The organism is Pseudothauera hydrothermalis (assembly GCF_003345255.1).
Taxonomy (GTDB): domain Bacteria; phylum Pseudomonadota; class Gammaproteobacteria; order Burkholderiales; family Rhodocyclaceae; genus Pseudothauera; species Pseudothauera hydrothermalis.
In genome coordinates, this window is record NZ_CP029331.1 from 3046371 (window position 1) to 3059321 (window position 12951).

At 61.2% G+C, this 12951-nt stretch carries 12 protein-coding genes; all 12 read right to left on the reverse strand.

Annotation, left to right across the window (positions count from 1 at the left end; translation table 11 throughout):
• Positions 1-13: 13 nt before the first annotated feature.
• A complete protein-coding gene (gene trkA / locus DIE29_RS14450; protein WP_102042995.1) occupies positions 14-1417 on the reverse strand; it encodes a Trk system potassium transporter TrkA in 1404 nt (467 codons plus the stop codon).
• A gap of 93 nt (positions 1418-1510) precedes the next feature.
• Positions 1511-2758, reverse strand: a complete 1248-nt coding sequence (locus DIE29_RS14875; RefSeq protein ID WP_114650210.1) for a sigma-54-dependent transcriptional regulator — start codon at positions 2756-2758, stop codon at positions 1511-1513.
• A 12-nt stretch (positions 2759-2770) separates the two neighbouring features.
• Positions 2771-4882 (reverse strand): sensor histidine kinase, encoded by a 2112-nt coding sequence (locus DIE29_RS14460; RefSeq protein WP_102042997.1) that lies wholly within the window; start codon positions 4880-4882, stop codon positions 2771-2773.
• Positions 4879-5475, reverse strand: coding sequence for a DUF4390 domain-containing protein (locus DIE29_RS14465; protein WP_102042998.1), 597 nt, complete (start codon positions 5473-5475; stop codon positions 4879-4881). Before DIE29_RS14465 ends, DIE29_RS14460 begins: the two co-directional genes overlap by 4 nt.
• Positions 5435-6685, reverse strand: a complete 1251-nt coding sequence (gene rsmB / locus DIE29_RS14470; protein WP_237269565.1) for a 16S rRNA (cytosine(967)-C(5))-methyltransferase RsmB — start codon at positions 6683-6685, stop codon at positions 5435-5437. Before rsmB ends, DIE29_RS14465 begins: the two co-directional genes overlap by 41 nt.
• 159 nt (positions 6686-6844) lie before the next feature.
• Positions 6845-7729: a polyamine aminopropyltransferase gene (speE, locus tag DIE29_RS14475; RefSeq protein ID WP_114650211.1), complete on the reverse strand. Its 885-nt coding sequence runs from the start codon at positions 7727-7729 to the stop codon at positions 6845-6847.
• Positions 7726-8118, reverse strand: coding sequence for an adenosylmethionine decarboxylase (gene speD / locus DIE29_RS14480; protein ID WP_114650212.1), 393 nt, complete (start codon positions 8116-8118; stop codon positions 7726-7728). The genes speE and speD overlap by 4 nt, the downstream gene beginning before the upstream one ends.
• Positions 8119-8253: 135 nt before the next feature.
• Positions 8254-9033, reverse strand: a complete 780-nt coding sequence (locus tag DIE29_RS14485; RefSeq protein ID WP_114650213.1) for a sulfite exporter TauE/SafE family protein — start codon at positions 9031-9033, stop codon at positions 8254-8256.
• A gap of 39 nt (positions 9034-9072) precedes the next feature.
• A complete protein-coding gene (gene mnmE / locus DIE29_RS14490) occupies positions 9073-10431 on the reverse strand; it encodes a tRNA uridine-5-carboxymethylaminomethyl(34) synthesis GTPase MnmE (protein ID WP_102043024.1) in 1359 nt (452 codons plus the stop codon).
• The gene (gene yidC / locus DIE29_RS14495) at positions 10403-12055 is read right to left on the reverse strand and encodes a membrane protein insertase YidC (RefSeq protein WP_102043025.1); all 1653 of its coding nucleotides are present in this window, start codon (positions 12053-12055) and stop codon (positions 10403-10405) included. The genes mnmE and yidC overlap by 29 nt, the downstream gene beginning before the upstream one ends.
• A 102-nt stretch (positions 12056-12157) precedes the next feature.
• Positions 12158-12517: a ribonuclease P protein component gene (gene rnpA, locus DIE29_RS14500; protein ID WP_108080923.1), complete on the reverse strand. Its 360-nt coding sequence runs from the start codon at positions 12515-12517 to the stop codon at positions 12158-12160.
• A 1-nt stretch (position 12518) separates the two neighbouring features.
• The gene (gene rpmH, locus DIE29_RS14505; protein WP_002926183.1) at positions 12519-12653 is read right to left on the reverse strand and encodes a 50S ribosomal protein L34; all 135 of its coding nucleotides are present in this window, start codon (positions 12651-12653) and stop codon (positions 12519-12521) included.
• Positions 12654-12951 lie beyond the last annotated feature (298 nt).

A 12951-nucleotide genomic window follows, 5' to 3' on the forward strand; every position in this document is an offset into this window, starting at 1 on the left:
CGCAACAGCACGCTTACAAAAAGGTAAAGCCGACCTGGAACAGCTTTTCGACCTTGCGCACCAGGTTTTTGTGGGTGCAAAAGACGATTACATGGTCGCCTGGTTCGATCACCGTGTCGTGGTGCGGAATGATCACCATGCGGCGTAGCACCTTGCCGTCGATACGCCGCTCATCGCGCACGATGGCGCCAATGGTCGCACCTTTCGGTAAGGCGATCTCCTCGATTTGCCGGCCCACCACCTTGGAGTCTTTGGGTGTGCCGTGGGCGATGATCTCCAGTGCTTCGGCCGCGCCACGGCGAAGGCTATGGACCGCCACCACGTCGCCGCGCCGCACATGGGCGAGCAAAGAACCGATGGAGGTGTGTGCCGGCGAGATGGCAATATCGATCGGCCCGCCCTGTACCAGGTCGACATAACTTTTCCGGTTGATCAGCGCCAGCGTGCGTCGCGCGCCCATACGCTTAGCCAGCGAGGCGGCCATGATGTTGTCTTCTTCATCGTTGGTCAGCGCCACGAATAGATCCGTCTCGTCGATGCCCTCGTTCTCCAGCAGCTTCTCGTCGGTGGCATCCCCGCGCAACACCAAGGCGCTGGAGAGCTGGGTGGCCAAGGTCTCGGCGCGGTGTTTATCTACCTCCAGAATCTTGACGTGATAATCGGACTCGATGCTGCGGGCCAAGCGAAAACCGATATTGCCGCCGCCGGCGATCATCAGCCGGCGCATCGGCTTGTCGCTGCGGCGCAACTCCCGCATCACCTGGCGGATATGGACCGTGGCGGCAAGACAGAACACTTCGTCACCGGGCACGATGACCGTGTCGCCTTCGGGAATGATCGGCTCGCCATTGCGGTAGATCGCAGCGATACGCACTTCCACATTGGGCAGGTGAAAGCGCAAGTTCTTCAGCGGGTGGCCGACCAGCGGTCCGCCTTCGAAGGCTTTGACGCCGATCAGGCTGACCACGCCGTCGGCAAAGTCCAGTACCTGCAGCGCCTCGGGAAAAGCGATCAGCCGGCGGATGTAATCGGTGACGATCTGCTCCGGACAAATCGAAAAATCCACCGCAAAATTGTTCTCGTCGAGCAATTCCGGATAGTCGACGAAATCGGTCGAGCGCAATCGGGCAATGCGCGTGGGCAGATTGAAAATCGCCTTGGCGATGCGACAGGCGCACAGATTGGTCTGATCGGACTGGGTGACTGCGATCAGCAAATCAGCGTCGTCGGCGCCCGCTTCGCGCAGTACCGAAGGCGATGCGGCATTGCCGCAAACGGTGCGCACTTCCAGTCGGTCACGCAAGGCCGCCAGTTGCTCTGCGCTGGTGTCGACCAGGGTAATGTCATTGGCTTCGGAGACGAGATTTTCGGCCACCGAGGCGCCGACCTGGCCGGCGCCGAGGATGATGATCTTCACGAAGCAAGTCCGTCAGATTGCGAGTGCGCCGATTCTACGCCGGGGTTTCACTTTGTTGAAACACTTTGTTGCGTCGCAGCAACCCCGTCGTCTTCAACCCTCCTCGCTGCGCCGACCGGGCTGCAAACCGAGCTGCTTGAGCTTACGGTACAAATGGGTACGCTCCAGGCCGCTTTTTTCCGCCAAACGGGTCATGTTGCCGCCTTCCAGACGCAGGTGGTGCTCGAAGTACATGCGTTCGAAGGCTTCACGGGCTTCCCGCAAAGGCTGGTCGAGTGGCAGGGAGAAAGCCGCCGAATCGGTTGGCTGGCCGATGATGCGACGCACATCGGCCAATGCGATCTCCTCTTCCAACGTTCCCAGCGCAATCGATTTGACCGCGTTGCGCAGTTCCGCATAACCGCCCGGCCAGGGATGAACACGCAGCGCATTGAGCGCGCCGGTGGAAAAGTGGTGCCGCGGCACCTCCCCGGCTTCGACCAGGTGCAAGAGGATTTGCGCGGCCAGCTCGGGCAGGTCGTCGCGGATGTCGGCAAGCGAAGGCGGCACCAGGCTGACCTCGAACAAGCGCATCAGCAGGCTTTCATCCCAACCCAGGCGCTGCAAGCCTTCGGCGCTGTGATCGGTCGCCACCACCATGCGCAGATCGTAGCGCTCCAACCGATCAAGGATGAAAGCCAGGTTTTTCTGTTGCAGCCGGGACAGGCGTGCCAGCTCGCCGGCAAACACCACACCGCCGTGCGCCGCCTGCAATTGGGCGATGTCGATCGGATTGTGGTGCTGGGTCAGATCGAGCCAGTGCGCGCTCGTCGCCTGCACGCTGCGGGCGACCAGTTCGGCAATGCTGCCCGCTCCCACTTTCAACAGCAGCACGCGCGAGTTCTCGCCGATCTGCTCGATTCGCCGCCGCAGCTCGCGCAGCGGCACCGAGCGGTTGATCGCCGCCAGTGAGAGTGCCGCCGGCGCACCCGGCGTCGCCGGACGTTGCAGACCGCGTTTGACGGCGGCGAGCAGCTTCTGCAGGGCGATCGGCTTTTCCAAGTAGTCGATGGCGCCGATGCGGGTGGCCTCCACTGCGGTGTCGATGGTGCCGTGGCCGGACATCATCACCACCGGCATCGTGAGCTGGCCGTTGGCAGCCCATTCCTTGAGCAAGGTGATGCCGTCGGTATCCGGCATCCAGATGTCGAGCAGAACCAAATCCGGGCGCTTGGCGTTACGCGCTGCACGGGCTTCGGCGGCATTGGCAGCCAGAATCACGTCATGCCCTTCGTCGCTCAGGATTTCCGAGAGGAGCTCGCGGATGCCCATCTCATCATCAACGATCAATATGTTCGCCATGATTTCTTGATTTCAATGTTGTATGCCGGCAAGCCGCAGGTACACGCGGACTTCCGCCCCGCCCTGCTCGCGGTTGGTCAAGCGGACCTCACCGCCGTGTTCGTCGACGATTTTCTTGACCATTGCCAATCCCAAACCGGTGCCGCGCGACTTGGTGGTGAAATACGGCTCGAAGGCACGCGCAAGCATTTGCGGCGGAAAACCCGGACCGTTGTCACGGACCAACAGCAGCGCACGCTCGCCCTCTTGCCGGGTGAGGATGAGCAGTTGGCCGTCGTCGTCGCCGGCGAGTGCATCCTCGGCATTTTGCAGCACATTGTGGATGATCTGGCGCACTTGGGCGGCGTCGCCAAGCACCGGGGGCAAAGCACGCGCCAGCTCGGTGCGGATCTGTAACGGTGTGCTCTCGTAAAGATTCAGCACATCCTCGATCAGCGCATTGAGATCCAGCGCGGCAAGCTGGGGCGCCGGCAGGCGTGCATAGTCACGGAAGGCGTTGACCAGCCGCTTCATCGCTTCGACCTGATTGACGATGGTGCGCGTGGCGCGCGAGAGCATCTCCTGTCCATCCGCATCCAGCCGATCATGCAGCTTATGCATTAGACGTTCGGCAGAGAGCTGTATCGGGGTTAGCGGATTTTTGATCTCATGTGCCAGCCGGCGGGCCACTTCGGCCCAGGCGGCGGTGCGCTGGGCGGCGATCAGATTGGAGATATCGTCGAACACCACCACCGCACCGCCCCCGGAGCTGGCCGGCAAGCGCGCGCCGTGGATCAGCAGCGTCTGGGAGCCGCGCTCGGCGCGGTCGATTTCCAACTCACGGTGCCAGTCGCCGTCGTGGCGCGCGAAACCCTCGAGCAGCGCGTCCCGGAACACGGTATGTCGGGGCCAGTCGGATAAAGCAATATCCTCGAAACCATCCAGGCTGTCGCCAAGGATATCCATCGCACCACGGTTGGCGGCGCGCAGGGTGCCGTCTTCGGCAAAGGCCAGCACGCCGGTCGAGAGATTGGCCAACACACTTTCCAGATACGCGCGGGCCGATTCGACCGCGGCACGATTACGCTCGGCCGCCGCACGGGCTTCGGCAAGCTGGCAGGTCATTTGGTTGAAAGACTGGGTGAGGACACCCAGCTCGTCGCGCGCCGGTAGCGCACGGCGCGGCGAATAGTCGCCCTGCGCCACCGCCTCGGTGCCTTCGGCAAGAATCTGCAAAGGTGCGGCCAGGCGGCGCGCCAGCACAAAGGCCAGCGCCACCGCGCCTAGCAGGGCAAGTAAAAGCGCAAGGCTGAGCGTCAAGGTATAGATACGGGTCAGACCCGCTCTGGCCAAGGTGAGCTGCTGATAGTCGCGGTAGGCTTCCTGCACCGCGTCCACATGCTGTGCAAAGGGCTCCGGCACCGGCTGGCTGAGCATCAGGAAGGTTGGCTCTTCGGTCAACGAACGCGCGGGCAACGGCACCACCACCCGTATCGACAGGCCGCCGTCGGCACGGCTATCGACTTGGCTGAACTTGCGGAACTGGCGCGCCTGGCGCAAATGGGTGGTGGCCGGTAAATCAGGGATCAGAGTCGCGCTGGCGTCCGAGGCGGTGGCCAGCAACTGGCCGGTGGCCGACACCACGGTGGCGGTGGCAACACCGGCGCGTTCGCGCAAACCGTTCAGGCGCATCGGGGTCAGCGGCTGTCCCTCCAGTTCCAAGGCCATGTCTTCGGCCTTCTCGGCCACCTGATCGACCAGATAGTCCAGCGCACTCTGCCCGAGTGCAATGCCGCCTTCGAGCGCCACATCGACCCGCACATCGAACCAGGATTCGATACTGCGCACCACGAACTGCAACGACACCGCATAGACCACCACACCGGGCAGCAGCGCCATCAGGGCGAACATCAGCATCAGACGGAATTTGAGCCGCGAACCGAATTGACGGGCTTTGTACTCGCGCCACAAGCTGCGTAACTGCACGCCCACCAGCCCGGCAAGCGCCACCGCCACCATGCCGTTGAGGCCGAGCAGATACGGATAGGCGCCAGCGAACAGCTCGGTGTTGGCACTGGCCGAAGCCAATAGAAACAGCGAGATACCGGCAATGGCGGCGGCGACGATGAGGACGGCGTGTCTCATTGGGAAAGCGGCCCGGCGAGAAACGTCCATTTCAACCAGTCGGTCGAAAGGTTCCAGTCGCTACTGCCAATGGCGGTGACTTGGAAGGGCTTGGGCAACTGCGCGGTGTCCAGGCGGAAACGCAATGAGGCCTCGTAGGATTCGCCGTCGATCAAGGCTGCGCGCTCGGCGACCTCCCAATTGCGCACCCGGCGCATGATGCGCAGCGCATCGTCCAACGTGTCGAAGCTCTGATGGAAGCTTCCCAACGACAGGCGATAGCTGCGCGTGATGGCGTGATAGGAAATCCGATAGTTGAGGCGCCGCTCGATCACCACCTCGTCGAACCAATACCAACGCGGCCGTTCGACTCTCAATTCGGTGACGAAATACAGCGAAACGCCATGATTGACCGCTTCGGTCAGCCGCGGGTTGAGCTCGACATCGATTTCGGCATTGACCACGTAGGCGTCGTCCTGCAACTTGATTTCGGCGTGCCGCAAGGCCGTGTCATTGGCCAGCAGCCAGGCCGGTAGCCATAACAGGGCAACAAGTAGCCGCCTGATCGAGCGCTCAGCGCCGTTTGTGCAACAGGGCGTAATAAAAGCCGTCATGTTCGGCGGAAGGTAGCAGCTGTTGTTCCAACCGACCGTCGAACGGCAGGCGGAGGGCGTCGGCGTGACGGTTGCAAAAGCGGGCGATTTGGCCGCGGTTTTCCTCGTCGAATACCGAGCAGGTCACATAAAGCATTGTGCCACCAGGGGCCAGTGTTGGCCAAAGCGCCTCGAGAATTTCGGCCTGCTGAGCGGCAAAGTGGGCAATATCCTCGCGGCGGCGCAGCCATTTGATATCCGGGTGGCGGCGAGCCACGCCGGAGGCGGAACACGGTACATCGACAAGAATACGGTCGAAGGGGCGGCCGTCCCACCACTGCGCCGGATAGCGGGCGTCGCCGACCTTGATCTGGCCATGCACACCGAGGCGCTGGAAATTTTCTTCGATCCGACGTGCGCGCTGCGCATCGAGCTCCAGCGCGGTCAGTGTCACATCGGCCAGTTCAAGAATATGGGCGGCTTTACCGCCGGGTGCGGCACAGGCATCGAGCACTCTTTCGCCCGCCTGGGCACCAAGCCAGCGCGCGGCCCATTGCGCGCCGGCATCTTGCACCGAGAACAAACCTTCTGCAAAGCCCGGCAGCTCGGTCACTGCGCGCGGCCGGGCAAGGAGCAACGCGCCATTGTCGAGGGTACGCGCATCGATACCTGCTGCGGTGAATGCCTCCAGCACCTCTTCGGTGCGCGCGCGTCGCGAATTCACCCGCAATGCCATAGGGGGATGTTGGTTGCCGGCGGCCAACACGGTAGTCCATTGCGCAGGCCAACTTGCCCGTACACGGGCAATCCACCATTCGGGGTGGCGGTAGCAGGCCACCGGATCGGCTTCACGCCAGCGCGCCACTTGCTCGGCCTGGCGGATGACGTTGCGCAGTACCGCATTGACCACACCGCGCAGTCCCGGCGCAGTGACGGCGACGGCATCGACTGCCTGATCCACAATGGTGTGCGACTGATCCGGGCGCTGCTCCAGTCGGTGCAGGGCCACCATCAGTAGCGCTTGATAGGGCTCGGGCAAGGGCTTGTGCAGCAGACGTCGAAGCACCGGATCCGCCCGCCCATAATCGCGCAAGGTGCCCCATGCGAGATCACGTACCGCGCCACGGGTAGACGCCGGCCAATCCGGGTGGGCGTGTAGCATCTCCTCCCAGGTGTCGGTGAGGTTGGCGCCATCGCATACCGCCTGAACCAGGTGGGCGGCTTGCCGCAAGGCATAGGCAAGACTGTCTTGGGCAAGCGGACGCGCAGCGGCGGCCGGCGGCGACGCGCCAGGCGTTTTGCGGGTTTTACCTGAACGCGGCGCGCGTTGCCTATTGCCTGGGTGCGAGGTCACGTTACCAACCGGCTGAAAAAACGGCGCCTTGCGCCCTCAAGCGAGCAAACGGCGCAGATGGGTCGGCAGTGCAAATTGGGCGCAATGGACCGCGCCATTGTAATGCTGCAGATCACCGATCCGACGGGCGGCAAGACGCCGATCGACCTCCTCGGCGCTCAGCGTTTTCGGGTCCAGCGTATCGGAGGCACAGGCCAGCCCCCACAAACTGCCATAGAGCGGAATGTAAAGAAAATACGGCGACACGCAGGCAAAGCTGTCGCGCAACCGGCCAACCAGTTGGCGCACCCGGGCGGGCTGGAAGATCGGCGCACCGATGTGCAAGGCCAACGCGCCCCCTTGGTTGAGTAGCGCCTTGCAGTCTGAAAAGAATGCTTGGGTGTATAAGGCCTCTGCCGGGCCGACCGGATCGGTGAGATCGAGCACGATCAAATCGAAGCGTTCACCTACGGCCGGCGCGACTTCCCGCACGTAGCGCAAACCGTCTTCGATGCGAATCTCCAAGCGCGGGTCATCCAGCGATCCGCGATGGACCGCGAAAAGATGCTGTCGCGCAATGTCGATCACTTTGGCGTCGAGTTCAACCAGGACCACCCGGTCCAGTCCCGGATGTTTGAACAACTCTTCTGCCGAGCCGCCATCGCCGCCTCCGATGATCAGCGCCGAGCGCGGCGCGGCGTGGGAAATGGCGGCAACATGGATGAGGTTCTCATGATAGTAGAACTCATCCCGCTCAGAAGTCATGAAGCAGTCGTCCAGACGAAAGAGCTTGCCAAACTGCGGCGTATCCCAGACTTCGTACTGCTGGTAGGGCGAGGCGCCCTTTTCCAGCAAGCTGCCCGATCGGTAGAAAAAGCCTGCATTGCCATTGAGCCACTCAAGCAGAAGATCTTCGGTAGAACTGGCGTTGTGACCGCTCATACGTGCTCCTCTGGGCTGATTTTGCCGCGCACCACTTCATGGCACACCGAGTCGCTGGGTTTCAAAGTGCGGATGACATGCTCGAACACTTCGCGCGCACGGTCGCTGTTGTCGCGCGAAAAGTTGCACACATACACATCCAGGGTCACATCGCCACTTTCAGGCCAGGTGTGGATGGCCAAATGCGATTCGGCCAGCACCACGGTACCGGTTACACCGGCGTGCTGCCCGTCATCGTGCAAAAACTGGTAGAAATAGGCGCCCAACGGCGTCAGCCCGGCTTCACGGCAACCCTCGACGCACAGCGTTTCGAGCACGGCCCGGTCCGTGAGCAATTCGGACGAACATTGACAGCGGTACAAATCTGCAATCAGATGAAGTCCGTTCATGATGCGCTTTGATCCTGATTCGGCAAAGCGGGCGATTTTACCATGTACTCGCAGATCAACATTCGTCCGAATGCTTATCTGCTTATCCAGCTATCCGGATGGGAGCAGACGAGTCGGGTTTCACGTGAAACCGGTTTAAGCTGCGCCGCGAGCGATCAGGTCATAGCTCAGCTTGAGAATCAAGGCGCTGACCACCAATAGAAACATCATCCGAACAAAGGCGGTGCCGTGACGCAGGGCCATCCGCGATCCGGTTAGTGCGCCCGCCAGATTGGATGCGGCCATCAATGCGCCGAGCATCCACATGATTTTGACGTTGGCCGAAAAATAAGCGATTGCGGCAAGATTAGTGGCAACGTTGAGAATTTTTGCGGTTACCGAAGCGCGTAAAAAATCCATTCCCAGGAAATGGATTAACAAGACGATGAAAAAACTGCCGGTACCCGGTCCAAAAAACCCATCATAGAACCCGATCGTCAAGCCTATCGCTGCGGCGATCAGCCCGCCCCGGGACGGCGCGACCTCTTCCCGTCCATGAAGACCAAAATCCTTCTTGATGAAGGTGTAGATGGCCACAAACACCAGCAGCACCAGCACTAACGGACGAATCGCTTCCGGTGACAGATAACTGACCGCCTTGGCACCCCACCACGATCCTAACAACGCGGCCAGCGCGCCAGGACCGGCAACTGCCCACGGGGTACGCACCCGCCGACTGTACTGAATGGCGGCACTGGTGGTCCCGACGATGCTGGCCACCTTATTGGTGGCGAACAAACTAGCCGGCGCGACCTGAGGATACGCCGCCAACAACGCTGGAAGTTGTATCAGCCCCCCACCACCGACTACCGCATCGACAAAGCCGGCAAAGAACGCTGCCAAAGCAAGCGCGAACGCTACCGAATCCAGTTCCATTCAACCCTGTTTCACGTGAAACCACGCACAGAAAACCGATCACTTACCAATGCAGAAGCGGGAAAAAATGACCCCAAGCAGATCGTCCGGGGTGAACGCACCGGTGATCTCACTGACGCAGTTCTGTGCCAAGCGTAATTCTTCCGCGAACAATTCAAGCGCACCGATCTGCTGGGCCGCCATCCGCAGGTGATCCAGCGCGCCACGCAACGCCGCCAGGTGCCGCTCACGCGCCAGCACCAGGTCTTCAGCCTGAGCCTGCCATCCAACGACACGCAGTAACTCCGCACGCAGCAGATCCACGCCCTGCCCGGTCCGCGCCGACAATGTCAGCGTCACCCCATGCTCATTCTGGATACGTTCAGGCGGCGCGCCGATAAGATCGATTTTATTGACCACCCGAATACGCTCGACTTGGGGCGGCAGCGCCGCATCGACCGATGCCATCGTTTCAGCATCCAAGCTGCCTCCGGCCTCCTGCATCCACAAGATCACATCGGCGCGTTCGATTTCCCGCCAAGTCCGAGCAATGCCGATGCGCTCGACCGCATCGGTGGTATCGCGCAAACCCGCAGTATCGATGATATGGAGCGGGATACCCTCGATCTCGATGGTTTCCCGCAGCGCATCCCGGGTGGTGCCTGCGATGTCAGTGACGATCGCTCGTTCATCGCCGGCCAAGCAGTTCAACAGACTGGACTTGCCCACATTGGGCGGGCCGACCAGCACCACGTTCAGCCCGCTACGCAGCAACGCCCCCTGACGGGCACGCGCAAGCAACGCTTCAAGATCCTGCCGCACCGCCGCCAGGCGCCCAAAAGCATCGGTGCGTTCGAGAAAATCGATTTCTTCTTCCGGAAAATCCAATGTAGCTTCAACCAGCATACGCAGGTCGATCAACGCATCGCGGATGCGGTTGACTTCCGCCGAAAACGCGCCCGACAGCGAACGCACAGCCGAGCGGGCTGCAGCTGTAGTCGATGCCTCGATCAGATCGGCCACACTTTCGGCTTGCGCCAAGTCGAGCTTGCCGTTCAAAAACGCGCGCTTGGTGAATTCGCCGGGCTCAGCCAACCGTGCGCCAAGCGCCAAACAACGGGTGAGCAGCATCTGCATCACCACCGGGCCGCCGTGCCCCTGTAACTCGACCACGTCTTCGCCGGTAAACGACCTTGGCGCCGGAAAGAACAGCACCAGCCCCTCATCGATCGCCGCCCCGTCCGCATCCAAAAAGCGCGCAAACGTGGCGACCCGCGGGGCAGGTTCCCGGCCGCATAATGCGCGCACGAACGGCAGCAAATTGCTGCCGGAGACGCGCACTACGCCAATGCCGCCACGGCCCGGAGCGGTGGCAATCGCCGCGATGGTGTCACGCGGCCTTGGTGCCGGGCTTTGCACCCTCGATCATCCTGGTGATCTGCCACTGCTGGGCAATGGACAGGATGTTATTGACCACCCAGTACAACACCAGGCCAGACGGAAACCATAGGAACATGAAGGTGAATATGATCGGCAAGGCCATCATCACCTTGGCCTGGATCGGGTCCGGCGGTGTCGGGTTGAGCTTCATCTGCACCAACATGGACAACCCCATGACGATAGGCAGGATGAAATAGGGATCCTTGGACGACAAATCCTGGATCCACCCCAGCCACGGGGCGTGCCGCATCTCTACGCTGCCCAGCAACACCCAGTACAACGCGATGAACACCGGAATCTGCACCAGAATCGGCAAGCAGCCGCCCAAGGGATTGATTTTCTCGGTGCGATAGAGATTCATCATCTCCTGCTGCATCTTGACCTTGTCATCCCCGTACAACTCCTTGAGCCTCTGCAACCGCGGCCCCAGCACACGCATCTTGGCCATCGACTTGTAACTGGCTGCCGACAGCGGGAAGAAGGCCAACTTGATCGCCACCGTGACCAGGATGATCGCCCAGCCCCAATTACCGGTAAGGCTATGGAACCAGGACAACACCCAAAAAAGCGGCGCAGCAATCACCGTCAGCATGCCGTAATCGACCACCAGATCCAGGCCGGGGGCAATACTTTCCAGTTTGTTTTGTTCCTGCGGTCCGGCATAAAGGCGCACCGCCACCTTGGCCTGCTCACCGGCCGCCACCTTGGCCACCGGCAGAATCACACCGGCCGAATAGAGGTCGTTACCGATCTGACGGGCAAAAAACTCGCGCTCCACGCCGGCCTGCGGCAGCCACGCACCGACAAAATAATGCTGCACCATGGCGACCCAGCCATCGGTCGCCCGCCGAGCGAACTTTGCCTTGCCGTCCCGAATCTCCTCGAAGCTGACCTTCTGATAACGCTCGGCATCGGTATAGAAGGCCGGACCGGTAAAGGTCTTGACCCCGTACAAATCCACACCCTCGGCCGGCTTGCCGTCACGCATGAACTGGAAATAAGCATGGGCATCGAGCGGCTCAGCGCTGTCGTTGCGGATCTCGTAACTGACATCCACCAAGTAACTAGCACGGTGGAAAGTCATCAACTTACTGACTTGAACACCGTTGTGCGCAGGCGCCTCCAGCCGGATGGTGACACTGTCTTGACCATCGGCCAGCACCACTTCATCGGCCGGCAGCGAGAACATGGTCTTGTGATTGGGCAGACCTTCACCGATCAGGCCAGACTGCGCCGTGTACAGATGCCGCCCCCCATCGTCGAACAGCACGAAGTTTTTACTGCGATCCTCATTCGATTTGTGCGCCGGCAGCTCCATGTGCACGATGTCGCCGCCTTGGGCTGCGATCTGCACCACCATCAGGTCGGTACGCACCACCATGCGCGGCACAGAGGCGGCGAGCGCGGCAGACGACTCGCCGGAAGCCGGAGCACTCAGCCCACTACCGGGGGTGGGCGTCGGCACCGCAGAGGTCCCGTCCGCAGCGGCGGACTGGGAAGTGAGTGCCGCCGGCTGCGGACGACTGTACTCCAGCCAACTGTCCCACAACATCACCAGCGCAAAGGAAAAAATCAGAAAGAGAATGAGGCGGCGTTGATCCATGCGGACTTCAATCGGTTGACGATTCGTTGGTCGAAAAGCGGAATGATACCCGCCCCGCGGGGCAGCGCGTGCGCAACGTCCGCCGGCCTGTTCATGATCCGCTCATTCGGGCAGACGCGTCAGCAAGCTGGCGACATCCTGGTTGAGCATTTTGCGTGTTGCACCATCCACCTTGGCATGCAAGCGCACCACCAAGTCATGGGGCGGCAGCGCGTGGCGCATCTTGCGAAAGTTCTCGCGCACGATGCGCTTTAGGAGGTTACGCAGATACGCGCGCCGCGCCAATTTTTTGGCCACCACCACACCAAGGCGGGCAGACTCCAGGCCATTGGGCCGGTAATGAAGGATGAACCAACGCCCTTTGAGCGCCCGCCGAAAAGCAAAAACGGATGAGTACTCATCCGTTTTGCGTAATCTATGGGCGTCGCCAAAACCGGTGTCGACACCCGGAAGGTTGGTCACCTCAGACGGCGAGGCGATGACGGCCCTTGGCGCGACGCGCGCGGATCACCGCACGACCGCCACGGGTCTTCATGCGAACCAGAAAGCCATGGGTGCGCTTGCGACGGACGACGGAAGGTTGGTAGGTGCGTTTCATGTCTATGCCCGAAGAAAGGTCAAACGCAAGATTTAATTGGAAATTCCTTTTATTGTCAAGCTCAAATTTTGTCTTGGCCTGTGGATAAGTTTGCCCGCGGAGGGTAGAATGCCAGCCCTGCCGATGCCGGTTCGAGAAGGGCTCGGGTCAGCATCCCGTTCAGCCGTCAACCCACCGGTCCCGGCGCACTCCAAAACCATCATCAGGCCGCTCGCTCCCGCGGTGGTGTTCCTGAAACACATCCCCGGCGGTGAGGCGCGTTTTGAGTATCGTGTCGAACGCACAGACCGCACGTTCC

Excerpts from the sequence above, each read along its gene's own strand:
- speD (WP_114650212.1), bottom strand. The coding sequence starts at position 8,118 with ATGAACGGACTTCATCTGATTGCAGATTTGTACCGCTGTCAATGTTCG.
- DIE29_RS14465 (WP_102042998.1), bottom strand. The coding sequence starts at position 5,475 with ATGACGGCTTTTATTACGCCCTGTTGCACAAACGGCGCTGAGCGCTCG.
- speE (WP_114650211.1), bottom strand. The coding sequence starts at position 7,729 with ATGAGCGGTCACAACGCCAGTTCTACCGAAGATCTTCTGCTTGAGTGG.
- DIE29_RS14485 (WP_114650213.1), bottom strand. The coding sequence starts at position 9,033 with ATGGAACTGGATTCGGTAGCGTTCGCGCTTGCTTTGGCAGCGTTCTTT.
- yidC (WP_102043025.1), bottom strand. The coding sequence starts at position 12,055 with ATGGATCAACGCCGCCTCATTCTCTTTCTGATTTTTTCCTTTGCGCTG.
- DIE29_RS14460 (WP_102042997.1), bottom strand. The coding sequence starts at position 4,882 with ATGAGACACGCCGTCCTCATCGTCGCCGCCGCCATTGCCGGTATCTCG.
- DIE29_RS14875 (WP_114650210.1), bottom strand. The coding sequence starts at position 2,758 with ATGGCGAACATATTGATCGTTGATGATGAGATGGGCATCCGCGAGCTC.
- rpmH (WP_002926183.1), bottom strand. The coding sequence starts at position 12,653 with ATGAAACGCACCTACCAACCTTCCGTCGTCCGTCGCAAGCGCACCCAT.